At 47.4% G+C, this 24,770-nt stretch carries 27 protein-coding genes; 25 read left to right on the top strand and 2 right to left on the bottom strand.

Annotated elements, in window-relative coordinates:
• Positions 1 to 296: 296 nt before the first annotated feature.
• Genes ACQ76X_RS19490 through ACQ76X_RS19475 form a run of 4 tightly spaced genes read left to right on the top strand, consistent with a single transcriptional unit; the run spans position 297 to position 3,867 of the window.
• Complete coding sequence (locus ACQ76X_RS19490) at positions 297 to 821, top strand: sigma-70 family RNA polymerase sigma factor (RefSeq protein ID WP_438495522.1); 525 nt, start codon at positions 297 to 299, stop codon at positions 819 to 821.
• Positions 822 to 875: 54 nt separating this feature from the next.
• Complete coding sequence (locus ACQ76X_RS19485; protein WP_438495521.1) at positions 876 to 1,997, top strand: hypothetical protein; 1,122 nt, start codon at positions 876 to 878, stop codon at positions 1,995 to 1,997.
• Complete coding sequence (locus ACQ76X_RS19480; protein ID WP_438495520.1) at positions 1,994 to 2,983, top strand: ABC transporter ATP-binding protein; 990 nt, start codon at positions 1,994 to 1,996, stop codon at positions 2,981 to 2,983. Before ACQ76X_RS19485 ends, ACQ76X_RS19480 begins: the two co-directional genes overlap by 4 nt.
• A complete protein-coding gene (locus tag ACQ76X_RS19475; protein ID WP_438495519.1) occupies positions 2,980 to 3,867 on the top strand; it encodes an ABC transporter permease in 888 nt (295 codons plus the stop codon). Before ACQ76X_RS19480 ends, ACQ76X_RS19475 begins: the two co-directional genes overlap by 4 nt.
• A 95-nt stretch (positions 3,868 to 3,962) precedes the next feature.
• Here the strand turns inward: ACQ76X_RS19475 and ACQ76X_RS19470 are convergent, their stop codons facing one another.
• Positions 3,963 to 4,289, bottom strand: a complete 327-nt coding sequence (locus tag ACQ76X_RS19470) for a winged helix-turn-helix transcriptional regulator (RefSeq protein ID WP_438495518.1) — start codon at positions 4,287 to 4,289, stop codon at positions 3,963 to 3,965.
• 166 nt (positions 4,290 to 4,455) lie between these two features.
• On the opposite strand from ACQ76X_RS19470, the gene ACQ76X_RS19465 reads away from it, so the two are divergent.
• The 10 genes from ACQ76X_RS19465 (at position 4,456) to ACQ76X_RS19420 (ending at position 13,218) form a co-directional block, all read left to right on the top strand.
• On the top strand, positions 4,456 to 5,238 hold the full coding sequence (locus tag ACQ76X_RS19465) for a GTP cyclohydrolase II (RefSeq protein ID WP_438495517.1): 783 nt from the start codon (positions 4,456 to 4,458) through the stop codon (positions 5,236 to 5,238).
• Positions 5,239 to 5,403: 165 nt separating this feature from the next.
• The gene (locus tag ACQ76X_RS19460; RefSeq protein WP_379148656.1) at positions 5,404 to 6,468 is read left to right on the top strand and encodes an ABC transporter ATP-binding protein; all 1,065 of its coding nucleotides are present in this window, start codon (positions 5,404 to 5,406) and stop codon (positions 6,466 to 6,468) included.
• Positions 6,469 to 6,538: 70 nt separating this feature from the next.
• Positions 6,539 to 7,333 carry an ABC transporter permease gene (locus ACQ76X_RS19455; RefSeq protein WP_341097659.1) on the top strand — a complete coding sequence of 265 codons (795 nt, stop codon included), beginning with the start codon at positions 6,539 to 6,541 and terminating at the stop codon, positions 7,331 to 7,333.
• A gap of 49 nt (positions 7,334 to 7,382) precedes the next feature.
• Complete coding sequence (locus tag ACQ76X_RS19450; protein ID WP_179091683.1) at positions 7,383 to 8,126, top strand: ABC transporter permease; 744 nt, start codon at positions 7,383 to 7,385, stop codon at positions 8,124 to 8,126.
• A gap of 181 nt (positions 8,127 to 8,307) precedes the next feature.
• Positions 8,308 to 9,051 carry an AzlC family ABC transporter permease gene (locus ACQ76X_RS19445; RefSeq protein ID WP_438495516.1) on the top strand — a complete coding sequence of 248 codons (744 nt, stop codon included), beginning with the start codon at positions 8,308 to 8,310 and terminating at the stop codon, positions 9,049 to 9,051.
• Positions 9,048 to 9,362 (top strand): AzlD domain-containing protein, encoded by a 315-nt coding sequence (locus ACQ76X_RS19440; RefSeq protein WP_438495515.1) that lies wholly within the window; start codon positions 9,048 to 9,050, stop codon positions 9,360 to 9,362. Before ACQ76X_RS19445 ends, ACQ76X_RS19440 begins: the two co-directional genes overlap by 4 nt.
• A 28-nt stretch (positions 9,363 to 9,390) precedes the next feature.
• Positions 9,391 to 10,920, top strand: coding sequence for a PLP-dependent aminotransferase family protein (locus tag ACQ76X_RS19435; protein ID WP_438495514.1), 1,530 nt, complete (start codon positions 9,391 to 9,393; stop codon positions 10,918 to 10,920).
• Between the two features lie 79 nt (positions 10,921 to 10,999).
• Positions 11,000 to 11,968, top strand: a complete 969-nt coding sequence (locus ACQ76X_RS19430) for an ROK family protein (RefSeq protein ID WP_438495513.1) — start codon at positions 11,000 to 11,002, stop codon at positions 11,966 to 11,968.
• Between the two features lie 129 nt (positions 11,969 to 12,097).
• A complete protein-coding gene (locus ACQ76X_RS19425) occupies positions 12,098 to 12,610 on the top strand; it encodes a GNAT family N-acetyltransferase (protein WP_438495512.1) in 513 nt (170 codons plus the stop codon).
• Positions 12,611 to 12,681: 71 nt separating this feature from the next.
• Positions 12,682 to 13,218 carry a hypothetical protein gene (locus ACQ76X_RS19420; RefSeq protein WP_438495511.1) on the top strand — a complete coding sequence of 179 codons (537 nt, stop codon included), beginning with the start codon at positions 12,682 to 12,684 and terminating at the stop codon, positions 13,216 to 13,218.
• A 136-nt stretch (positions 13,219 to 13,354) separates the two neighbouring features.
• Here ACQ76X_RS19420 and ACQ76X_RS19415 read toward each other — a convergent pair whose 3' ends face one another.
• A complete protein-coding gene (locus ACQ76X_RS19415) occupies positions 13,355 to 13,795 on the bottom strand; it encodes a DUF4395 domain-containing protein (protein WP_438495510.1) in 441 nt (146 codons plus the stop codon).
• A gap of 503 nt (positions 13,796 to 14,298) precedes the next feature.
• Here ACQ76X_RS19415 and ACQ76X_RS19410 point away from each other — a divergent pair.
• From ACQ76X_RS19410 to ACQ76X_RS19360, 11 genes are all read left to right on the top strand, one after another.
• Positions 14,299 to 14,958: a response regulator transcription factor gene (locus tag ACQ76X_RS19410; protein ID WP_438495509.1), complete on the top strand. Its 660-nt coding sequence runs from the start codon at positions 14,299 to 14,301 to the stop codon at positions 14,956 to 14,958.
• Between the two features lie 2 nt (positions 14,959 to 14,960).
• Complete coding sequence (locus tag ACQ76X_RS19405; RefSeq protein WP_438495508.1) at positions 14,961 to 16,331, top strand: ATP-binding protein; 1,371 nt, start codon at positions 14,961 to 14,963, stop codon at positions 16,329 to 16,331.
• Positions 16,332 to 16,391: 60 nt separating this feature from the next.
• Positions 16,392 to 17,474, top strand: a complete 1,083-nt coding sequence (locus ACQ76X_RS19400; RefSeq protein ID WP_438495507.1) for a hypothetical protein — start codon at positions 16,392 to 16,394, stop codon at positions 17,472 to 17,474.
• A 462-nt stretch (positions 17,475 to 17,936) separates the two neighbouring features.
• Entirely contained in the window at positions 17,937 to 18,848 is a 912-nt protein-coding gene (locus ACQ76X_RS19395) for an aminoglycoside adenylyltransferase domain-containing protein (RefSeq protein WP_438495506.1), read from the top strand.
• Between the two features lie 95 nt (positions 18,849 to 18,943).
• Complete coding sequence (locus ACQ76X_RS19390) at positions 18,944 to 19,399, top strand: GNAT family N-acetyltransferase (RefSeq protein WP_438495505.1); 456 nt, start codon at positions 18,944 to 18,946, stop codon at positions 19,397 to 19,399.
• A 126-nt stretch (positions 19,400 to 19,525) separates the two neighbouring features.
• A complete protein-coding gene (locus ACQ76X_RS19385; RefSeq protein ID WP_438495504.1) occupies positions 19,526 to 20,710 on the top strand; it encodes an acyltransferase family protein in 1,185 nt (394 codons plus the stop codon).
• A 76-nt stretch (positions 20,711 to 20,786) separates the two neighbouring features.
• Positions 20,787 to 21,017, top strand: coding sequence for a hypothetical protein (locus tag ACQ76X_RS19380; protein WP_438495503.1), 231 nt, complete (start codon positions 20,787 to 20,789; stop codon positions 21,015 to 21,017).
• A 253-nt stretch (positions 21,018 to 21,270) separates the two neighbouring features.
• Positions 21,271 to 22,053 (top strand): lysostaphin resistance A-like protein, encoded by a 783-nt coding sequence (locus tag ACQ76X_RS19375; RefSeq protein WP_438495502.1) that lies wholly within the window; start codon positions 21,271 to 21,273, stop codon positions 22,051 to 22,053.
• A 31-nt stretch (positions 22,054 to 22,084) separates the two neighbouring features.
• Positions 22,085 to 23,245 (top strand): sensor histidine kinase, encoded by a 1,161-nt coding sequence (locus ACQ76X_RS19370; protein WP_438495501.1) that lies wholly within the window; start codon positions 22,085 to 22,087, stop codon positions 23,243 to 23,245.
• On the top strand, positions 23,245 to 23,901 hold the full coding sequence (locus ACQ76X_RS19365; protein WP_438495500.1) for a response regulator: 657 nt from the start codon (positions 23,245 to 23,247) through the stop codon (positions 23,899 to 23,901). Before ACQ76X_RS19370 ends, ACQ76X_RS19365 begins: the two co-directional genes overlap by 1 nt.
• Positions 23,902 to 24,161: 260 nt before the next feature.
• Positions 24,162 to 24,731: a TetR/AcrR family transcriptional regulator gene (locus ACQ76X_RS19360; RefSeq protein WP_038591368.1), complete on the top strand. Its 570-nt coding sequence runs from the start codon at positions 24,162 to 24,164 to the stop codon at positions 24,729 to 24,731.
• Positions 24,732 to 24,770: the final 39 nt, after the last annotated feature.

Raw genomic sequence — 24,770 nt, 5'->3', positions numbered from 1 at the left:
AGTTTACCTTCTGAAATTACTATATTTTGCTAGTCTAATCAACACTTTTTAAATATTTAAGCCTGGAAATATTTTATTATTTGTCACTATTATGTATATTCGGACCTTGCAGATTGTAATTATAAGAATACTAAACATCACTGTGCACGGTTATTAGAAGATATGGGCAGTTCCTTTTTTTATAAAAAGGGGCTGCTTTTTTTGTTTGTGGTAAGATGTTTTTGACGTTCTCTGATACAAAAAAGCTCCAGCCTTCGTCTTACTTATAGCTGCAGCTGATAAGGAGGATTTAAACAATGGATATTCCGGAATCTGATATATTCAAAGCTTTATTTTATGAACACTATCCTGTGGTGCGGCGCAAACTTGCTGCTTTGGTACGGGATGAGACGGCGGCGGACGATTTAGCCCAGGATGTATTTTTAAGACTTTACCGCAATCCGCCGGATGACCCCGGAGCGCTCGGTGCCTGGCTGCATAGAGTGCTTACCCGGGTCGGATATGATTATTTGAATAAAGTAGCCAGAGAACGGCGGCTGCAAAATAAGCAGGAGCTCCTCTACGATATTGGGGCCTCACCGCCTACAGGTGAAGAGGTGGTGCTCGCCAAGCTGGACCAGGAGGATGTCAGGACCTGGCTGGACAGCCTGCCGGACAGAGACAGACAGGCGCTGTTGCTGAGGTATTCGGGTTACAGCTACGCAGAGATCGCCGGAGAACTCGGCGTAAAGCCGCCGGTTGTCGGGACACTGCTTAGCAGGGCCACACTGAAGCTAAGGCAACATGCGGTAGAGACGCTCCCGCAGACGACTAGACCGTGAGGATAGCGGCGTTTGGAAATTTTGCTTCTATATATTACTTAGGAGGAACGATCAATGACCAATCCTATAAAACATGAATCAGATCAGCTGAATATGGATGAAGCTTGGGCCAGGCTGCAAGACAGCATTGCGCAGGAACCGGTAAATCCGGTATGGGCAGCTTGGGGCCAGCAATCAAAGACAAACAAAGATCCCTTAATAAATGCTGCTTCTACAGCTGGTACAGCCGACGGTAGGGCTACAATGACGCAGATAACAGGGCAGGCTGATTCTACTACGGAAGGCAAGAAAACGGGAAGACGGACTCGGCGACCTCTGATGAACCGCCGGCGGAAGTGGGCGGCAACAGCAGCCGCTGTAGCTATCTTCGCTGGCATTCTTGCCACTCCGGTTGGTAACACAGCAATGGCGGCAATCTTGAACCAATTCCGGATGCAGGAACCAACAGTTGTGAATGAGGCCGATCTGCGGAATATCTTCAATCAGATTACCGAGGGGGGAACTGTCGGCGAAGCTGCCAGTAAATTCGGAGCGGTTTCGAGTTCGTCCGGAACCATCGATGGAGCGGTGCCTATAAATGATTTGCAGAAAATGCTGGGGTACAGCGCAGTCAGCGGGGAAGGCTTTGACCAAGTCAAGTCTGCTTGGATTAGTCCTTCCCAGGAGATGACCCTTACGCTGAACGTCGACGCAGTTAACGAAGCGTTGCTGCGCCTGGGATCAGATCAGCTGCTACCGGAATCTATAGATGGCAAGCCGATTACTCTGGCTATTCCTGAGATCGTCCGCTACGACTTATCCACGGACAATGAGCATTGGGCGAGCTTTACTCAGATGAATACGCCAATAGTGACGGTAGATCCGTCTATAGACGTAGAAGAAGCCGTTAAGGCTGTCCTTGACTTTCCGCTTCTCCCGGATCATCTGAAATCCAGTTTGCAGCAAAGCCGGATTCTATCCGGCGACATTCCATTGCCGCTGATTAAGGGGCAGTTTTCAGAAGAAATCACTATTGACGGGACACCGGTTATTTTTAATAAAAACGAATATAGCAGAGGAGCGCAATATAGTGCGACTTGGGTGAAGAACGGCCAGTTGTTCGATTTCTCCGGAGGAGAAGTGTATTCGGACAAAGCTAAGTTTATGACAAAACTGCAGGAGCTGATCAAATCATGAGCATTCCCGCAATAGAAGCCAGCTCGTTGACCAAAGAATACAGCAACGGGCGCGGTTGCCGGGATGTAACGATTCGTGTGGGGAAAGGGGAAGCCTTTGGCTTCCTCGGCCCCAACGGTGCCGGGAAAAGCACCTTTGTGAAGATGCTGGTTGGACTTATCCATCCTACAGGCGGAAGCGCCTCTTTGTTAGGACATAAAATTGGTACGATGGAAGCCAAGATGAAGATCGGTTATCTGCCGGAGTTGTACCGCTATCAGGAATGGCTAACCGGGGAAGAGGTTGTGCGGCTGCATGCCAGATTATGCCGGATCGATAAAACCGTGGCGGATCAAAGAATTCCTCAGCTGCTTAATGAGGTGGGGATTGGACAACGCGGACGGGACAGGGTCAAGCATTACTCCAAGGGAATGCAGCAGCGGCTGGGACTGGCTTGCGCGCTGGTGAACGAGCCGGAGATCGTTTTCCTGGATGAACCTTCATCTGCGCTCGACCCGATTGGACGCATGGAAGTCAGAGGTATTCTGGAGCGCTTGAAGGAGCGCGGAATCACTATTTTTCTCAACTCTCATCTGCTTGAGGATGTTGAGGTGCTGTGCGACCGGATGGCACTGCTGAATAACGGTCTTATCCTGCGGCACGGCACAGTATCAGAAATATTAAATAAGCGAACGAGCTGGCATTTTAAAGTGGGCGGCTTTTCGCCTTTTTTGCTGTCCTGGCTGAATGATTTTACCGGACTGTCAATCAACATCTCTTCGGGTGAAGATAAGCAGGAACGGGACTCCTTGCAGGGGACGGCTCCTGACAGCGGAATTGTATGGCTGGAAGCAGAGCTGGAAAGTGAAGAGCAGGTGGGCTGGCTGAATGCGGTTTTTATAGAACAGGGTTTGACTTTATATGAAGTGAAGCGTAAAAAAGAGCGTCTGGAGGAATGGTTTATGGATGCGGTATCCGGACTGAGTCACAGGGGGGAGCGGGAATGAGAATTATACTCGGGATGACCTGGAAGGAAATGCTCCGCAAAAGGGTGATGATGCTGACCCTGGTGATGACAGTGATCTTCCTGCTTGCTTTCTGGTTTGTGGCCGATACTATCGGCGGAGATCGACGTTTTGGCGGCGGGTCCGGGATCATGAATGGCAGCATTCTGATTGAGCGGTTTACGAATGGGGCATTTATACTGACGTTAGGTTTTTTCTTCGGATCGTTTGTCATCGCTTTTCTGGCGATCTTCAGCTCCTTCTCGGCCATTGCCGGTGAGGCGGAGCAGGGAGTAATGCAGGCGATGTTGCCCAGACCGATTCCACGCTGGAAATGGTATCTCGGCCGTTGGCTTGGCTATGTCACGCTTGGGTTGCTCTACGCACTGATACTTTTCGCGGCTATTCTATTCATTACGAATGCTCATGCCGCAATACCTAGAGATATGGCAGCCTTGGTTAAAGCTTTCCTGATTTTTGCTTCAAGTGTTCCGCTGTTGATCACATTGTCGATGCTGGGCTCAGGATTTTTTTCGGCGCTCGGGAACGGGGTATTTATGACGATGCTTTACGGCGCAGGCTGGCTGGGAGGCATGATTGATAAGGTGAGCTCATCGCTGAGCCTGGAAGGCGATGCACTTCATATGCTAAACAATATGACAGGCTTCATGTCAATGCTCATGCCGGTTGATGGTTTGCAGCGCAAAATGACAGCAGTGCTGTTCAGTCTGGACGATCTTGGCGGTATGGTCTCGTTCAGCGGCGGCGCATTTTCACTTCTTAATTTGAACTCAGTTCCCTCGAATTCATTTGTGGTCTACGCTGCGGTTTATACTGCTGCTCTTTTCGTAATCGGTTTGCTGCGTTTTCAGCGGAAAGATTTATAGATACGGAGTTTCAGAAAATATGAACAACAATAAGCGCCCTTTTTATTCCGGCTGCCGGAACAAAAAAGGGCGCTATTGATGTTGCGGACCCCATATCATTTGGTTGCGCCGATCTCGACCCACTCTGTAGACCAGTTGCTGATTTCTCCAAGAATAGGAGCCAGGGCAGTGCCTTTGTCGGTCAGCGAATATTCAATGCGTACAGGCATTTCAGGATAAACTGTACGCGTGATAATGCCCTCATTTTCCATTTCCTTCAAGCGGTCAGATAAAACCTTTCCGCTGAGATTGGACAAGCAGCTCTCGATTTCACCAAACCGGCGAGGGCCATTCATTAATACAAATACGATCAGTGCAACCCAACGTTTGCTAAGCACATCTACTGCTTTTTCAAAGCGTGGACACATCTCGAAGTCATTCATTAAGATCACCTCTGCATTCATTATATCATAAACTTACAATAAGTAATTATAATTATTTAAATATATATTATAACTTGACGAAGTTATATTACAATGATAAACTAACTTACAAATAGTTACTTGAAGTTAAAATTAAAAATATTTAAAACTTTAGGACGGTGCACTTATGATTAAACCTGATATCCTTTCTATATTGCAGAAGAAGATCAAACGGATAACGATGGATGATTCCACTAATATACTGGTTGGACCGATTACGCTGCCGGTGAATCTCGATGGAGAAACAGTCACTTTTAAATGGTACAGCTGGTTGAAATCGGATGACGTTGAACTGCAGGATGGGGATTCTATAGAAGCAACTGAATTATTGATCTCCCGTTTGTCTTCCATGAATCTTGCTGACAGTCAGCAGTCCAGTGTACTCGTTTACGGTGATTTCGAAGACTCGGACGAAGCTTTGATTCGGATGCACAGCATCTGCCATACCGGCGATATTTTCGGCAGCAAGCGCTGCGATTGCGGCTTCCAGCTGCGCCAGTCGATGAAGATGATTGCCCAGCACGGCTCCGGTGCGTTGTTTTACCTGGCCAATCATGAAGGACGAGGCATTGGTCTGTTCAGCAAGGCAATGGCTTATATTCTGCAGGAAGAGGGTTATGATACAGTGGAAGCCAATCTGGAGCTTGGCTTTGCCGATGATTCCAGAGACTATAAGGATGCCATCAGCGTACTGCAGCATCTGCGCAGCAAACCGGTGACACTGATTACGAACAACCCTAAGAAGATGGACGCCTTGAAGGCTGCCGGAATGAACACGGTGAAAAGAATTCCGCTATGGGGTGACGTTTCCGTATTCAATGAGAAGTACCTGCGCACAAAGGTAACGCGGTCCGGCCACTTGGAAGCTGTGAAAAGTAACGATTTCTTTGAAGGCAGAGTCGCCAAATAATGCTGTCATCCAGCTACATTCCTGATTTCCCCGCAGAAACGGATGCCGTTTGTAAATGGACGGTATAACCGTTTCTGCTTATTTTACGATAAACGGGTAGTGCTTTTGTAATCCGTGCATTATAATGGGGTACTGAACCCAATCTTTAGCTTAGCGAGGTACAATATGAACGCCATCCAAGTGCAGGACTTACGCAAAACGTTTAAAGTCCAAAAGAACCGCGAGGGCCTCAAAGGGGCCTTCGCTGATTTGTTTAAGAGGGAATACTCCGAAGTGACGGCAGTGAAGGACATTTCGTTCACGATTCCTCAAGGTGAAATTTGCGGATATATCGGTGAGAACGGTGCAGGCAAATCGACCACGATTAAAATGCTCACCGGCATTCTCGTTCCAACCGCTGGCAGCCTGACTGTAGGCGGGTTTGTTCCGTATGCCGAACGTGAGAAATTTGTGCAGAACATCGGGGTAGTCTTCGGGCAGCGCAGCCAGCTGTGGTGGGATATCGGCGTGATCGAGTCTTTTCAGCTGCTGCGCAAGGTATACCGGGTCTCCGAACAAGATTTCAAAAAGCGGCTCGATGAGTTAGTGGAGCGTCTGGAGCTGCAGGATCTGCTGAACCGGCCGGTCCGCAAGCTTAGTCTCGGCCAGCGGATGCGCTGCGAGCTTGTGGCAGCACTGCTCCATAACCCCTCTATTCTGTTCCTGGATGAACCGACCATTGGTCTCGACATTGTCGTGAAATCAGAGATCCGCGAGTTCCTGAAGGACATGAACCGGGAGCATGGAACAACCATTCTGCTGACTACTCATGATCTGCAGGACATTGAAGCGCTCTGTTCACGGGTCATTATGCTCGATGATGGGCGGATTATTTATGACGGCGGTCTGGAGGACTTGAAACAGCGCTGGGGAACCGGGCGTGAGGTGGTATTCCAATTCGGCACAGCTACGAAGCTCAACCGGATTATGCAATGGACGGAAGGTATGCCGGTGACCTGGACGGCTGAGAACGACCTCGCCGCCAAAGTCTGGATTCCGCTGGAGCTGAATGTATCGGATGTGCTGGGACGCGTGGTAGGCCAGGCGGACATAACAGACATCAAGATTATCGAAACCAACACGGACGATATTGTCCGCAGTATTTATCAATCCGGATCGGCGGAGAAACCGGAAGAGATGATCGCGGCTTTGCAGGAAGAGAAAGAGGTCATACATGTCGGACAAGCTTAACGCCGCTGTTTCCAGCTCCGCGGGTGGCTCCTCTTCCTCTGGAGGACAGCCGGAAAATGGACGCAGACTTTTGCTGGGCGCTTATTTTGATTTTATCCGCATCCGTTTTCTAACCATGCTCGCTTATCGTGTGAACTATTATTCAGGCATTTTAATCTATACGCTTAATATCGGGGTGAACTATTTCACCTGGAAGGCCATTTATGGGAACGGGGAGTCGCTTGGCGGGTTTACAGGAGCGCAGATGACCACCTACGTGGCCGTCTCGTGGATGGCGCGCGCCTTTTATTTCAACAACCTGGACCGGGAGATCTCCACGGATATCCGCGACGGCAGCATCGCCATCCAGTTCATTCGTCCTTATAACTACGTATTGGTCAAAATGATGCAGGGACTCGGCGAAGGGTTATTCCGCTTCATGATGCTGATGATTCCGGGGATGGTCATCGCCATTCTGTTATTTCCGGTGCAATTGCCGACAGAGCCTTCGGCCTGGGCCGGATTTCTGGTCATGCTCTTCTTCAGCTTCCTGATCAGTTCACAGATTAACGTTATCACAGGGCTGTCCGCCTTCTTCGTGGAGAACAATGAAGGCATGATGCGCATGAAGCGGGTCATTGTAGACCTGTTCTCCGGCCTGATTATCCCGATCAGCTTGTTCCCGGACTGGCTGTCCGGTGTGCTGAAGGTTTTGCCCTTTCAAGCCATCACCTACCTTCCGGGCTCCGTGTTTACGGGCCGGGTACAGGGTGTGGGCATATGGAATGTGCTCGGTGTCCAGGTGTTCTGGTTCCTGGTACTGCTGATTCCAATTGTCTGGCTATACCACGCGGCGCGTCAGCGGCTGTTCGTGCAGGGAGGGTGAGGAAGGTTTGTATTATCTGGGATTGTTAATCGAATATTTGAAAAATTATATGAAGACCCGGCTGACCTACCGCGCCGATTTCTGGGTGGAGGTCATTTCGGATCTGCTGTTTCAAGCGACTAATTTTATTTTTATCCTTGTGATCTTTATGCATACCGACAGCCTGGGCGGCTGGAATCAAAATGAAGTGGTGTTCGTATACGGCTTCTTTATGGTCCCGTACGGCGTCTTCAGCTGCTTTGTAAACATGTGGGGCTTCAGTGAGCGCTATATTGTCAAAGGCGAAATGGACCGGATTCTGACCCGGCCGGCGCATAACCTTTTTCAGATCTTTCTGGAAAATGTAGACCCGCCAGCCCTGTTTGGTTCGATCATTGGACTGATTATTATGGCAATCAGCGGCGCGAACCTCGGACTGCCGTTCGAGTGGTGGACGATACCGGCTCTGATCCTCCTTACGCTCAGTGCGGTAGCCATCTATACGGGGATTTACACCACGCTGACTTCATTGTCATTCTACTCCGATGCCCCGACCGGCATTTTGCCGCTGATGTACAATATTCAGAGCTATGGCCGTTATCCGGTCACGATCTACAACCGGGCTATTCAGGTACTGCTCACCTGGGTTATTCCGTTCGCCTTCGTCGGTATTTACCCGGCAGCACTCTTTCTGGAACGGGATGAGATGCGAGGAATGGCGCTGCTGACTCCTGTAGTCGGTGCGGTATTCCTATGCCTTGGCCTTGTTTCTTGGAACTACGGGGTTAAACGGTATAAGGGAGCAGGCTCCTAAAGCAGCTTTTTAGCTATAAAATAGTATCAGCAAGGCAGACAGGAGAAAGACACCCTGTCTGCCTTTTTTCTGTCTCTGTAGAATTGGTATGGCGGATAGAGTGCAAAGTGGTTATTTCCCGGTACAGACCGAACAGGTAAGCTGACTATGTGGTTTAAATGTGCTAAGGGAGTGATCGAACATGGGGGTCTTAGGAGCCGAGTTTAAAAAAGGGTGTTTGGACTCTTTGCCGATTGTCGCCGGTTTTATTCCTGCCTGTTTTACTTTTGGGCTGGTCGGCAAGGGACTTGGACTTGGAAGTCTGGAGGTTTTTCTGATGTCGGCACTGATGTATGCGGGCACAAGCCAATTTGCTGGCGTCAAGCTGCTTGCGGCAGGGACGGCGGCGCCTCTTATATTGCTGCTGACCTTGGTTATTAATTTAAGATACCTGATGATCAGTTTGTCCTTTTCAGGGGCGGTCAGACGAAACCTTAGTACTGCGGTGAAGGCGTGGATCGGCTTCAGTTTAACAGAAGAGGTCTATGCGGTAAGTATACTAAGCCATAAGCAGAGTTTAGGGCAGGAAACAGCGGACGGGAAAACACTGGAGTTGCCGCTGCATTATCTTCTTGGCCTGCAAATGCCTCCTTATACTGCGAATCTTGTATCCACAGCGGCTGGTATATCCCTTGCAGCCTATATCCCGGCCGCTTTTTTACCCGCGCTGAACACCTCGCTATATGCTTTATTGATTGCATTAATTGTTCCTCAGCTGCGTGGCAGCAGGCGCAATCTGGTAATTTGCCTATGCTCGGCGTTGTTCTCCTGGGTTCTGCAACCCTACCTCGGGAGTTCCGCTGTACTTGCCGCCATGCTGGCAGGAATGACTGCTGGCCTTCTCGTTCCAGTTCGGGTTAACAGGGCTGTGGAGGAGGCCGCATGAACATTGCAGTGATCGTTGGCATGGCGCTGATCACCTTTTTGCTGCGATTCGCGCCGCTGCTGCTTACCCGTGATTTCCTTCCGAAAACCGGTAAAATCAAGATGATGCTGGATCATTTGCCGCTGGCTGTACTGAGTGCCTTAACGGTGCCGGGAATCTTCCAGGTAGATCCCAAAGCTCCGCTGATCGGTATCGCTTCCGGCGCTGCCGCTGTTATACTGGTCTTAGTCCGTAAAATACCGCTGCTGCTTGTTGTTCTGGGTGCGGTAACAGCGGCAGTTATAGTAAAGGTGATATTATTAAATTTCTGATAAATGATCAAATGTGGAGGGGTGCCCGATGAAGCATGAACTGCTAATCACGCTGGACAGAGACAGGACGGTGCCTTTAAACCGGCAGATCTATGAGCAGATTCGGACAGCTATCCATTCCGGAGCTTTAAGTGGAGGCGATCCGTTGCCGCCAACGAGAATGCTGGCTAAGCAGTTATCCCTCTCGCGAAGCGTGGTTCTGCAGGCATATGAGCTGCTTCAAGCAGAGGGTTACCTGGAAATGCGCAAAGGTGCGGGAACGTTCGTTACGGGTCTGCAGTCAGAGCACGGGCTATCAGGCGATGACCCTGCCTTGGAAATGACAGCGCAGGAGGACTGGCAACTTCACTTGAATAATGAACTGGCCCTCTCTTTGCTTACACCTGATGCAATCATGGATCATGCAGGCCCTAGTGCCGTGTTTTGTGATTTCCGCCATGGTGTGCCTGCCTGGGATGCCTTTCCTATGGATAGCTGGCAGAAAGCGCTCATGAACGCCTGCCGCAGCGCCACGCCTCAGACGCTGGGCTATGGACCTGCGGAAGGCTCATTTTCCTTGCGCCATGAAATTGCCCGGCTGCTGCGTTCAACACGTTCCATTCCCGTGACTGCCGAGCAAATTGTGATTACATCGGGGGCAACGCAGGCCTTGGATATCTTGGCGAGGTTATGTTTGAGCAAAGGCGACGGAGTGATTATGGAAGATCCAACCCACCATACGGTACGCGAAATATTCAGGTTCTCCGGCGCGGAGATTATACCGGTAACAGTAGATGAGGAAGGCATAACCGTTGAAGACTTCGACAAACGTGTTCTTCAAGCGGCTGAAACAGGGCAGGGCAAGGTTCCGAAGCTGATTTATGTCACGCCATCCCATCAGTTCCCGCTCGGGACAACGATGTCATTAAGCCGCAGGATTCAGCTTCTGAAATGGGCAAAGGCGCATGACGCGTTAATTATTGAAGATGATTACGACAGTGAATACAGATACGATGGTCCGAAGCTGTCTGCACTTGCCGGTCTGGATTCCAGCAGCAGGGTGGCCTACATCGGCAGCTTCAGCAAAATCCTATTTCCGGCGCTCCGCATAGGTTATATTATCCTGCCCCCATCCATGATCCCAGGATTTCTGGCGGTCAAATGGCTTGCCGACCGGATGTCTCCTGCTCTGGATCAGGAAGCGCTGGCTGAATTTTTGAAGTCAGGACAATATGCCCGTCATGTTGCCCGAATGAATAAGCTCTACGCCGGGCGCAGAAGTTGTCTGCTTCACAGTCTGCGGAAGGAGTTTGGCCCGCGGGTGCGCACGTTTGGTGAAGAGGCAGGCCTGCATGTGCTGGTTGAGCTGGATTCACCGGCAAATGAAAATGATATAGCGTCAGCTGCGCTTCGGCATGGCGTACGTATCTATCCAGCCTCTTCTTACTTCGTGGGCTCCAAGCCGCAGAAGCCCGTATTTCTGCTGGGCTACTCCAATCTTACGGAAAGCCAGCTGGAGAGCGGGGTGAAGGCGATCTGCAGGGCGGAAGCCGAAGCGAAGACAATGGGCTTGCATTAATATGGCACTAATAGGGTTTTGAAAAAGTTGAAAGATCATCACTATAAAAATGAAATTGGCGGAATTGAGGAGGTACTGGATGAAATCATATATCCTTGGGATAGATTTAGGTGGAACGAATATCAAATCAGGGCTGTTTGATACCGGTTTTACAGCAATTGGGGAATTGTCAACGGCTACTGAAGCCGCGAAAGGACCGGCATTTGTGCTCGAACGAATCCGAAATGCGGTTCAGCTGCTGACGGAGGAGCATGGAGTTGCTTTGGAGCAGATCCAATGCATGGGACTGGGCGTCCCCGGTTTGCTTGATCCGGAAGAGGGGCTGTCCATCTTCTCTCCCAATTTTCCGGAGTGGGAAAACATACATATTGTAAATGAAATGAAAAAGTTCTACAGCTTTCCTGTATTTATCGATAACGATGTGCGAGTCAACCTGTACGGTGAATGGCAGTTTGGCGCAGGCAGAGGGTATAGAAATCAGGTGCTGCTTACGCTAGGAACGGGACTAGGTTCAGGAATCATCACTCAGGACAGGGTGCTTTACGGTACTACTTTCAGTGCCGGGGAAATCGGGCATATGAACATGTACAGGAACGGTCGTCCTTGCCGCTGCGGAAGCTCCGGCTGTCTAGGGAGGTACGTGTCCGCTGTAGGCATGGTCAACACTTTTAAGGAAAAGCTGGGTGAAGGCAGAAGCAGCATCATTCAGACTTGGACAACCGGTAATAATGATGCCATAACCGCTCTGATGATCTCTGAGGCGTATGATCTTGAGGACAGCCTGGCTGTCGAGGTGATGCATGAGACAGGGGTTTTGCTTGGGTTTGGACTGGCCAATGTCATTAATCTGCTGAACCCGGACGTGGTCATTATCGGCGGGGGAATGGCGGCGGCAGGGGACAGGCTGCTGCGCAGTGTCCGGGAAACGGTAAATGCGCATGCACTGAAACTGGCGGGCGGCAAATGCAGGATTGTTCAGGCTCAGCTTGGCAGCAGGGCCGGAACGCTTGGGGCTGCATACTACGCGTATAAGAAGGATTGTGTTTAGCTGGGAGTAGAAGGGAAAAGCAATATAATCCGGTGACCCCTGTCTTTTTGGCGATGGAAATTAAGATGCTGAGTGAATAGCAAACACTGAAAAAAAGCAGCATTCTGCTTGAATGGAGGAAGACATGCCATGAGTTTACCTGTACAGATCCGTCCTATGACCCAAGAAGACATAGAGATGATCTATGAAGGTTTATCCGGTCACGATATCAGTAAACCACTAGAGTATATCAAAAGCTGCTGGGAAGAAAACCGGAGTAAAGAAAGAGTGACGCTCCTGGTGTCCCTTGAGAGTAAGCTTGCAGGCTGGGGCCATGTGGTGCTTCACCCGCAGTACCCCTACTTTAAAGAGCACGGAATCCCTGAAATCCAGAACTTTGACATTATCCCCCCCCTCCGCAAGCTGGGCATAGGAAGTCTGCTTATTGAGGCGCTGGAAAAAGAGGCATTTATGCAGTCGGACACGATAGGTATAGGCTTCGGGTTGTATTCTGACTATGGCACTGCACAAAGAATGTACATCAAGCGCGGCTTTGTCCCCGATGGCAGAGGGATAATGTATAACGATATGCCCGTAGTACCAGGAAGCCAAGTTTGTGTGGACGATGATCTGACGCTCTTTTTAATCAAAACCAAATCATAAAACATTTAATTCCGATCAAAATAGCGCATGCTATGCTACATAGAGCGGACAGATCAAGCAGGAGGGCGAAAATGAAACGAGAGATCCAGCATGTACCCTATGGCTATGAACCATCGGCCAGCGAACGCAAAGGAACGCTAGTTTTCTATGATTCCTTTGAGCATATAAGTGATCAGGAGCTGGCTGAGGCAGCCCGGATAGCTACGGAACGCAAATTCACCAAGCTGGTGCTGTATCCGTTGCATGAAGAAACGGTAAGGCGGATGACGAAAGAGCCTGTACAGGCGTATTATAAGCGGGAAGACCGTTTGCATGAGTGGAGAAGAGAACAGGGACTTTCATTTATCACTGTGGAAACTCTGGAGGGAAAGCGGAAGAAATATACGCCGCTCGATTCTGCGCTCCGTCATATTAGCGAAGTGTATCCTTCGCCGTATTTCCTGTACCTGACACCGGAGATGGCTAATTTGTTTGCTTCTTATTCCTCCTTTGAGGAGTGGATCGTGAAGCTTCGGCTTATTTTGAGCGAAACTCCATCTACTGTTCATCCAAGGCTCGAGAAATTCCGCCATCGCTGGGATGTTGCGGGCGACGAAGAGAGGAAATAATCTGTGGCAGGAGTTGGCCAGCACATTCAATGCCAGTCTCAAGCAGCAGTGAAGACCCAGGTCATCATTGCTGCTTGTTTTGTTGTTGCCGGTAAAAATGTCCGCTGCGGCTGCTGTCATTACACGCTGAACAGCGTTATTGAGTGCTTCCCTGTTTGCGTCTATAGTTGTACATTCTCCACTGGTAATGGATAAAGCAGCCAATGCAGAATCCAAGAATTGCGACAGTTGCTGCGACCGCTACCAATGCAGTGAAGATATAAGCGGCAATATTCCAGCCTGCCAGAAAGCTGATCAGACCAGCGGCAAGACAGAAGACGGCTATGCTTTGGTTAAATTGCTGCTGCTCCCAATCTTCTTGCACATAAGCAGAGCGTTCTTTCTTGAGGAAATTTGCCCCAACCTTCATCACGGGATTGTATCCGAACAATAAACCGGACAAGCCGGCGGCTAGTGGAATTGCAAGAATCCAATGTTGTCCTGTAAGCCAGGTTAATAGTACGGAGATTACGATAACTGCCTGGTTGGTTTTGACCAGTGGTCTGGGGATTCCTTTGGATTTGATATCTTTGCCCATCTAATTCACACCTTTCGCATTGGAATTAATTAAATTATAGCGGATCCCTCTGCCACTAGCAATCAGAGAAGACTTATTTAGTCTCAAAATTTCCATCCATTACGTTCGTGGAGGTAATGTCCATAGTCCACATGGCTCAGTCGGTTCAACAGTATAACTCAAGTGAATTATTCTTTGACTCCTTCAGCTTTGAAAGTTAAGCTATTTTTTGTATGCCAGTTTCCTTCTGCCAAAAAAAGAGACTTAAAAAAGTGACTTCCAGCGCCAAACCGAAAGAGTCATGAAGAATTATGAAATCTGGTATGTTAAAGTGTAAATAGTTAACAACACAAGAAAGAAGGGCTGAATATGATCTATGTTGTGCTGGACGACCGAGGCTTTACCGATACGTGACGGTCCGGATTATAAAGAATACGCGCTAAATTTGTAAGCTGATGCTAGCGGACGAAGTCTATGCGAACAGAAATATTCGCTACTATAAGAATCAGGAGGATATTAAGTGGATGGCCCATATACTAGTGGTTGAAGATGAACAGCCGATCAGCGATTTGATTACCATGAACCTTAAGCTGGTTGGACACACGTATTCCAAAGCTTATACCGGTTCAGAGGTTTCTGGAATTCTAGAACAGGAGCGAACGGATCTTATTCTGCTTGATGTGATGCTTCCCGGTATGGACGGGTTTAAAGTGATGCAGCAGATTGCCCACTTGCGGATTCCGGTAATTCTGATTACGGCCAAAAATGCATTGGCAGATCGCATCAAAGGGTTCGAGTTAGGTGCGGATGATTATATTATAAAACCCTTTGAAATCCTTGAGCTGCTGGCCCGTATCAATGTCGTGCTGCGCAGGAACGAACAAACTGCCTCTGCTTTTGTTTGCGATGAGGTGGAGGTCCGGTTTCCGGAACGTCAGGTCCGGGTAGACCAGTTGCCGGTGGATTTGACCGCCAGAGAATTTGAGCTGCTCGAAGTGCTGATCCGCAACCGGAATATAGCCCTCTCGAGGGAAAAGCTGCTTGAATTGGCCTGGGGCTATGATTTTGCCGGCGACACCCGCACCGTGGATGTCCATATCCGTCAGCTGCGCAAAAAACTGGGCTGGGAAGAACGGATCAAAACCGTATTTAAGCTGGGATACCGCCTGGAAGTTCAGGTCTAGCCATGCGGTTCTGGCATAAGATTCTGCTTGCCGTCCTCGCCCTCTTCATTGCAGCACTCGATATAAGTGTAATTATGGTGATGAAAAAAAGCTGGCAGCTGAACATGGACAGCGAGACCAAGCGGGCGGCCAGCGAGCAGCTGCTGATTGCCAATAATATATACGAGAATCTTGATTCTATCCTGGCGCGGGGCATCACCCTCACCCCTGTCTTGCTGCTCAGTGTGGCTGAGTCATATGGTGAACACTACCGCACACAAGGAATTGGCTTGGAGCTGCGGAAGAACGGTCGCCTAATCTACCCGAATACGGGCGGAAAGGACGGTATGCAGGATGAACACACCATCCGGTTATCCATGCCGCTTCCCGCTCCTCACCAGCATTTGGAGCTGACCTATAAGCGCGACATCAGCGGGCTGTATGCCCAGCAGCAGGAGCTGAACCGCTTCTTTGTAATGATTAACTGGATTGTAGGTCCGGTGCTGGCGCTGTTGCTCTATCTCCTGATCCGGCAGCTGACCAAGCCGCTCAAGCTGCTGTCGGAGACGACCAAGACGATTGCCGAAGGCGATTATTCGAAACGTGTGGAACTGCAGAGCAGAGATGAATTCGGGGAATTGGCTTTCAATTTCAACCGGATGGCTTCTGTGGTGGAGCAGCGGATGACCGATCTCTCCGACATGGCCGAGGATAAACAGCGGATGGTCGATAACCTTGCCCATGAACTGCGTACACCGCTGACCAGTATGCAGGGATTCGCTGAATTTCTCACCTCGGCGAACATTGGCCAGGAAGAACAGATAAAGGCCGGCCGTTATATTTGGAGTGAAACGGTCAGGCTGAAGAACCTTGCCTTTAAGCTGCTCGATTTGTCCGTCCTCCGGCACCTGCCTCTGGTGCAGTCAGAGGTGGAGGTTTCCGGACTGTTCGAGGCGGTAGTGCAGACGGAACAGCAAAAATTAACAGAGAACGGAATACTGTTGCAGATCGACAGCTCCATCCCCTCTGTGTGGGGAGAAGCCGATCTGCTGGCATCCTTTCTGGTGAATTTGATCGAAAATGCCATTCATGCTTCAAAGCCAGGCTGCCAGATCCGCCTGCTAGCCTATAATCAGAACGGGGAAGCTGTGCTGGAAGTGCGCGACAGCGGAAGCGGGATGACGGCAGAGCAGAGCAAGCGTGCCTTCGAGCCGTTCTACCGGGCGGACCCGGCACGTTCACGAACCTATGGCAATGCCGGTCTCGGTCTCTCCTTGTGCCGGCAAATTGCCGAGGCGCATCAAGCCAGGGTTGAGCTGCAATCTGTTCTTGGTGAAGGGACAAGCATCCGCATCTTTTTACAACTCCATAACAACTGTCCTCCTACTCCATAACATCTTGGGATTAAGGTATAGACAGATTCAACATCTTTGATCCCAATGGAGGTAATACAATTGAGCAAGAACAAACTGTCCGCTACGTTAGCTGTTATCCTAATTTCAGGAGCTGTGCTCACTGTCAGCGCGACTCTAGTCCCCAGCTTTGTGAACTCAGCAGTCGTCGCCAAGAACAGCCCGGAAATTCAGGGTAGTGCCCAGCTGGCTTTAACCGGAAGTACCGTCCCTGTGCTGAAAGTGGAGGCACCGGCGCCGGTGTCCACTGTGAAAGAAGACCTGCTTAAGCAGATGACTGAGGCGCAAATCCAGCAGATCTATGACTTCATAGACAAGCCGGGCGACCCTCATAATTCAGGCCGGGAAATGACCGAATCAGAAGGGAACCGCAGACTGGTTCTGGATGACCAGTATGTGTATGATGGGCTCCGCCCCAAACAGCAGCTGCCGTTAAAGCCGGGACAAGCAGAAGTGTATCTGGATTTGGAGACCAATACGTACACATACCCGGAGCGGAGTTTGACCGATGAAGAGCTGCTGCAGCTGATTGACTGGTCCTACCGGGTCAATTATATCTTGTCCAAACGGAATGTGACTGCGCCCCCCCTGCCGCAGGAATTCAGCAAGGCTGAAGCGCAGGCGCTGGCGGCTGAAAGTGTGCGCAAGCTGTTTGATGCCGATATTTCCAAGCTGCAGACGACAGTTATTCTAGATGAACTAAGACTGGACAAACATCCAACCTGGAGCGTTCATTGGTCTCCTTATAAGTCGCAAACCCTGCGAGGACAAGGCAAGGAATTTTGGCAATATCACGTAATAATTGATGCGAAAACCGGGGTCGTGCTAGATACGACAGCAATTAATGTGGCGCTGAAAAGAACTCCCATCGACAAAGCCGCCGCCAGTGCCATTCAAAAGGATGCCAGCTGGATTCACAAAGCCACCCAGGTCGTTACGGACAAGCAAGGGGAAACAAGAACCATTGTCAAAGCTTATCTGACCGATACCGAAGTTAACAACAAACGCGGGATGGTGGCAGTGAAACTGTTGTTGGAAGACGGAAGCAGCTATACAGCGGAATTCCGCTATCCGAATCAGGCCCTGCGCTGCCTTATCTATGAGGCTGCCGACAAGGCCGATTAAGCAGAAAACGTTTCAAAAAAACGAGTACAAAGTTCCAAATAACTAGAAAGCAAACTTTTCAGCCCTTTCGCTTCCCTGCAGGAAGCCGGAAGGGCATTGTTCGTGTTCCAGGTGTCTTTATTAAGCTAAACGGGCAGGTTGGTTCTAATGTGTGCTAATATCTATGGGTATGACTGGTTGAGCTAGCCGCGAACGATAGTTCAGTGAACTACGAGCAGCGATGTAACCGATCGGCTCATTGATGATTTGATTAAAAGTCAGCTTATAAAAGACGACGGGTTATTTGACCCGGATGAACCTGAGGTATTCATTCGGTGGCTGAGGAACACGTGGATTGATTGTTGAACTAACGTAGAAATTATACCATCATAATTCCAAGAACAGGCTGCCGCGGATCCATACGGCAGCCTTTGCTAACTATAGGACAGAAGATAGGGTTCCAATATGGTGGTATTATAGTATTTGCAAAAACTAAAAATAGAAATTCAAAATGGAGCGATCTTAATGTTGATCCAATCATTTGAAGACGAAACACTTGAGCGAACCTTGTCCATATTTGTCGATGATATCCGAGCCATTCTTAATAGAAAGTTGCGAAGCATTTACCTTTACGGTTCGGCCATCCACAATGATTTATCCCCGGGATACGGGGATTTAGATTTTCTCGTTGTAATCGGAGAGGACCTTAGCCAAAATGAAATCGAACTTTTAAACAAACAAAGATCCATTTATAGATCATCCCTTCTTAGAAGATCCGTCGATAGACAGATCCCCAACCTCTACACCGATATGCTTGAGGGTGCCTTTCTTACGATTAGTATGCTGAGTGGGGGAAAGGGCAGCGGCTTGTGGTGGGGAACAAAGCGTGAATCCGTCTGGACGGAAAATCAATTAGACCTGTTCACCTTGTACACGATCAAGGAGCAGAGTATCTTGTTGTATGGTAAGTCCCATCTAGACAATGTGCCATCGTACTCGAGGGAAGAGTTCATTAGCTTTTTTAAAGAATATGCCAAGTGCATGCGGAAGTTTGGCAAGGGAAATAGCCTACATTCCGTTGACTGGCTCCTGTTAGCTTCCAAATTTATAGCTTGGTGGCAGGAAGGTGTCATCCTGTCTAAAAGCCAAGCAGCAGATTGGGGGCTTTTACATCTTAGTGGCGGATGGAAAGAGAATTTGAAGCGATGCAAGAAGCTAAGGAAGGATCCATCCATGGTAACATGTCTAGAGTATTCCGAATGGCTGAGTAATTTGGAGCCAGCCATTATAGAAGCATCACATGATCTGGACAGAGCTCTCGAAACAACTAAGGGGGGGGATGGGAATAGTTGCTCATCTGACGGTTGTCTACAGCGAAAGAAGCTGCAACGTTGAGGGGGAGCTTACTGAAGCAAAGGGCAGTCTTGTTGAAGAAGGTATACCATTGTAATATAGTATTTTAACAAAACAATGAGATATTGGAGGTCATTATGGAATTCAAAACTGCAAATGTAAACCATCTTCCTGCAATTGTCCGTTTATTAGCGGATGATGAATTGGGGGCTACCCGTGAGCGTTTTGAACACCCACTGCCAAAAGCATACATTGATGCTTTTGCAAAGATTGAACAGCAGATTGGTAATTCCATAATCGTTGCTTTGGATAACAACAAAGTTATTGGTCGTCTTCAGCTTACTATTATTCCGGGGATTGCAAGATTAGGAACGACACGCGGTCAAATTGAAGGTGTTCGTATTGACAGTGATTATCGAGGCAAAGGAGTTGGAGAGTCCTTATTTCGTTATGCTATTAATGAGGCTAGAGCAATGGGGTGCGGGATAATTCAACTGACAACTGATAAAAAACGTAAAGATGCCCATCGGTTCTATGAACGACTTGGATTTGTTGCTAGTCATGATGGTATGAAACTTTTACTAAGTAATTAGTCATTGAACTATCGGGAAACGATAACTCAAAAAAACATGAGGGCATATAACACTTTGATGGAAAGGGAATCAGTGAAATTTAAGTCGCAGGTTATAATAGTTTTATCTGTGAAAGTAGAGGGGAAAATGAATAAAGAGACATCCGAAAAAAAGCTATTCTATTTGGATGGCATTAGGGGACTCGCGGCATTTGCCGTGGTTATTTCGCACTACATACAAGTATTTTATCCAGCTGCGTTAAATGGAAGACCGCAACAAGCTCATTTTAAATGGGATATCTGGTACGGACATTCTCCGATTAATTTATTTTATAATGGACAATTTGCTGTTTGCTTGTTTTTTGTGCTAAGTGGTTATGTGCTCAGTGTCAAAATGTTTGAAAAAGAGCTCGATAGTGAGAACTTTCAAAAATTGTTGCATTCCAGCGCCATACGAAGGTACATTCGGCTTGCCGTGCCGGCAGCGGTATCCGTATTGTTTGTGTATCTAGCAATTATTACGAATGCCTTTCATCTCCAAGAAATATGGGGAACAACATGGACGGATATGAAAAAGGACTACTACGCTTTAGATACAAATGTATATACCGTTATCAAGGCTGCTATTTTTGATCCATTTTTCCGTTTTAAAGCACAGCCTTACAATCCAGTTCTTTGGACAATGGGCTATGAGCTATTAGGCTCTTTTTTAATTTTTGGTTTTCTTGCTTTATTTGGACGAGTGAAAAAAAGATGGATTGTGTATGTGGTCTTATCCATTGTGTTTATTCAAACCTATTTTGTCGCTTTTTTGTGGGGAATGCTGCTTGCCGATTTGCTCAAGCTCAAATGGGTCCAAAGTAAAATAACAGCAGTACTTGTGCTTTTAATGGGAATTTACTTAGGTTCGGCGCCTTATACTGCATTAATGGGGACTATGTACGAACCCATAGAAGTGTGGACAAAAAATATCAATGAATGGACTCAATTTAACATCGATCCACGACTTCTTGCACGAACCCTAGGTTCTGCTATGATTTTGTTTGCTTTGCTTCGTTTAAAACTGCTGCAGCTAATGTTTGGATGGAAACCGTTTGCTTATTTAGGACAGATTTCATTTTCTCTTTACCTCATTCATTTCACTTTCCTAAATACGTTCTCCGCGTTCCTGTTTAGTAAAGTGATTCATCATTTTAGTTATAATCTTGCCTATGCAATTACGTTTATGGTTTCCATGGTGCCCTTATTTATTTTGTCGCATTATTATATGAAGTATATCGATCAAGGTGCATTAAAACTAGCTCGAAAAGTTGAAAAAAAGATGACCGCATAACCAAAAAAAGCGTAGTGTTGAATGTATATATGGAGAGTTAATGAACATCAATTAATAGAATGAAATGGGGGCAAATATGGATAAGGTATTACAGAAGATAGCCAATTTGATTAGCGGTGAGGTTAAAAGAGTCACCATTGGGATTTCGGGTCATGGTGCATCTGGAAAGACAACGTTTGCCCATAATTTTTTAAAGCTTCTGGGACATGATGATGTGAATTATATTAATACTGACCCCTATATTATCAGCTCTCATCTTAGGAAGTACACTTTTATCGACTATGAATATTGGATATTGAGATTATAAGGTGTTACGAGTTCTGGAAAAACATCAATAGTAGATGCTTTACAGTTAAAATCGCACAGTAGGCACATCATTTTAAGACCCTCTTTCCTTCGGGATTGAGGGCTTTTTTTGATAATAACTGAACGACGGAAGCCGTCCAATTGTGGGGAGAACTCCCTTCTTTCGGATGGTTTATGACGATCGTCACTTATCATATGACGCTCTTTTTTAATATATTTACGACGGGAAATATATTTGTCAAGAAGGAGCGGGAATGTTGAATAACGAAATAGAAATCAAGCAGTATAGTGTTGGAAAAATATTGGGTTTATGGGCTTTAGTCACGTTGCCAATGTTCTTTATTCGATTCGGACTGATGCCGTTTCTGGTGCCAATCGTCAATTTTCATCCGCTTATTGTCTTTTGGATGCTTATGATTGTCGGCATGATCTGGCAGTTTGTACTATCTGTCATCATCTTGAAAAAAGAACTGGGCAATTTAAGCTGGGGGAAGCTGAAAAAAAGACTGTGGCTGAATCATCCGGTTCATCCGAAAAAGTTTAAAGTCTACAAAGTTGCTTATTCATTCACGCTTCCGATCATCCTATACGCTTTTTTCTTTGAAAACTCAGGTTTGTTCCAGTTTGTAGGAGAAGCGCTCAACCGGCTTTTCCCGTTTATGGCTCCTCAGGAGTATACAAAGATACAAAATCTGATGGCTCCTGAATTTGTCGGTGCCTGGTATCTGCTCGGTATTGCGCTTGTCAGTTGTTTGTTTAATTATTTACTGGGAGAAGAGTTGTTCTTCCGCGGCATTCTGCTGCCGCAGATGAAGGGAGCCTTTGGAAGATGGGATTGGGCCATGAACGGCGTTTTGTTCGCTTTTTACCATCTGCATAAAATAACGGATATTCCTATGATTCTCATCGGATCGATTTTTTTCGGCTTTTTAAATGTCAGATATCGCAGCTTTTGGCCATCCGTCATCATTCACGGGGTGGAAGCCATACCAGTGCTTTTAGGCGTTATTGCGGCCATTCTAGGAATCATGCTGTGAAGTGAGCGATTTCTAAAGGATGTGTGGTTTCATGAATATTTCAACAGTTCATACCCTAAGCAATACGAAAGTATCGAGATTATTTTTCTATGGACTGGCATGCTCTTATGTGGTCCTGTTATTGCTTTACTTTGTTTTATCTCAATATAAAGGCTTTGTGGTTGTTTCGATCCTGATCGGGCTCTATTTCTTAAGACACTCGAAACGAGTGTTAAATCATCCCGAGTATCATCCCATTGTAGCCGTATCCCCGATTGTCGAAATCGTTCTCCTCTTTCTTCTATTCCTGGGAAGCAGAACAGAAATCGAGAGTATCGTATTTGTTCTTTTTATTGCGGATCTTCTCTTGCACTACAAGTCGTGGTACGCTTTTCCGTTTGCCTATGGTGGATATTTAGCCTACATTTTTTTGTGGTCACCAGGCGGAGAAGATTTATGGCGGAATATGTTCCATATTTTGAGCTATTCGTTTTTGGTAATACCAATCTGGAGCACCAAGCTGCTGCTCAATCAAAGGGATATGAATCTTCGATTAAACGAATCTTTGATCCAGGAAGCTAGAACGAGAGAAGAGATGGCGGCATTAAAAGAGAGAACGCGGATTGCGGAAGAAGTTCATGATACGGTGGGACACACGTTAACTACAGCGATCGTCGCCCTTGAGGGAGCCCAACTGCTCTTCGATAGAAAACCGGAGGAATCTCTTCGGAAGATCCTTATCGCACGCGAGCAGCTGAAGCAAGGACTCGGCAATATCCGTCAGGTTGTCAAAACATTAAAAGCAAAGGAAGGGACTATTGGCGACTTGGGGCTTAAGGAAGGAATACAGAAGATCATGACCGATACGGAGAAGCAGACGGGCGTTCAATTTATTTTACATTTTGAGGAGGTCACCCATCTAATCTCTCTTCAGAAGTATGTTATGATCAACTTCATAAAGGAATCGATCACCAATGCGCTAAAACATGGCAAAGCAAGTGCAATGGAGATCTCTGTCCTTGAGCAGCAAGATACGATTCATATTAGGGTAAAGGACAATGGAATCGGCAGCGATTCATTCATATATGGGTTTGGTCTGAAAACGATGGAAGAAAGAATTGAGGCCATCGGAGGTCAATTGAGTGTGCAAAGTGAGCCTATGAAGGGATTTGCACTCCATGTCCGGATGCCTGTTGCAAAGGGGGACGGTTAATGGATAGCGATCGCAAAATCAGCGTCATGCTTGTGGATGATCATAAAATTATGCTTGAAGGTCTGGAAACTTTGCTTTCGATAAGATCGGAGATAGAGATCGTTGGGACGGCCCAAACCGGCGAAGAAGCGCTTGAACGGCTTCACTCGGTTGTTCCGGATGTCATCCTGATGGACATCCGCATGCCGGGTATGGGAGGCGTAAAGGCAACCGAAGCCATTAAGGAGCTCCACCCGCATGTGATTATACTCATCTTAACGACCTTTGACGATGATGAGTATATTATAGAGGCTTTATGCAACGGAGCTTCCGGTTATTTGCTTAAAGACATCGATGGAGAGAAGCTTGTTCAATCCATCGATGAAGCGCTCTCCGGAAATTTGCTGCTTACTGGTAAAGTGGCAAAAAAGCTTGCTCTCACGATCCGCAATAAGAACAGGGGGTTTGAAAAAGCAGGTAAGGAACTTGAGCTAACGCAAAAAGAACTTGACCTTGCAAGGCTGCTTATTGAAGGATACAACTCAAAGGAAATTGCCGAAAAATTATTTTTGACTCAGGGAACTGTAAAAAACTATTTAAGTGACATTTATTCCAAGATCGGTACCAATGACCGGGCTAAAGCAGTCTTGTTATTAAAAAGATATTTATCAACATGAGAGAGTGGTGTCAGGAACTGGATTAGTGACTCTGCTTTGAATACAAGTTAAAAATTCTGACCAGGTGGCTTTATCTTGGTCAGTTTTTTCATTTTCAGGCTTCTTCAATTTGATCTACAGTTCCTTATCTAGCTAGAGTGGTGATTTTCAATTGGCACCGTAATGTTTAATTTTAAAATAATTTCACGTTGACATTTAGGCCTCTTCCGTGGTTTTATTATGTAGACCGATTGTTATAAAAGTAAAAGGAAGTGTAGAGCTTGTCGAACAAGCACAATGCACGGGAGGCGATTGTGGACACCGCTTCAAGGTTGTTTTTTACCCAAGGTTACCATGCTACCGGGCTAAGTCAGATCATCAAAGACAGTGAATCGCCGAAGGGATCGCTATATTATTATTTTCCCCGTGGCAAAGAGGAGCTGGCCTTGACCTGCATTAACCGGACCAGTGAGATCGTCGCTAAGCAGCTGCGTCATTATGTGGAAAATGGCAAAAGTGCGGCAATCGCGATTCAGGATTTCATTCTGGGAATGGCTGCTGATGCTGAGAACTCAACCTTTAAAGGCGTTGTTCCGTTCAGCTTCTGGCTGTCTGTAGAAACCTCCTGCGTCAGCGAGGAGCTGCGGACGGCATGCCAAGCCGTATTCAACGACTGGCAGGACGTTGTCATGCAACAGCTGCTTGCTGAAGGCACAGATCAACAAATGGCAGCCGATAAGGCTTCCGTTGTGATCTCTTTGTTTGAAGGGGCACTGCTCCAGACATTGACGTACCGCAATACACAGCCGCTGCTTGCAGCTGCTAGAGCTATACCCGCCATACTGGATTGACAAGAAAGAATATAGAGAGAAAACTATACATTTTCAGGA

This window comes from Paenibacillus sp. IHBB 3054 (genome assembly GCF_051594305.1).
Classification (GTDB): domain Bacteria; phylum Bacillota; class Bacilli; order Paenibacillales; family Paenibacillaceae; genus Paenibacillus_AQ.
This window is presented reverse-complemented; position numbering and strand designations above follow the sequence as displayed.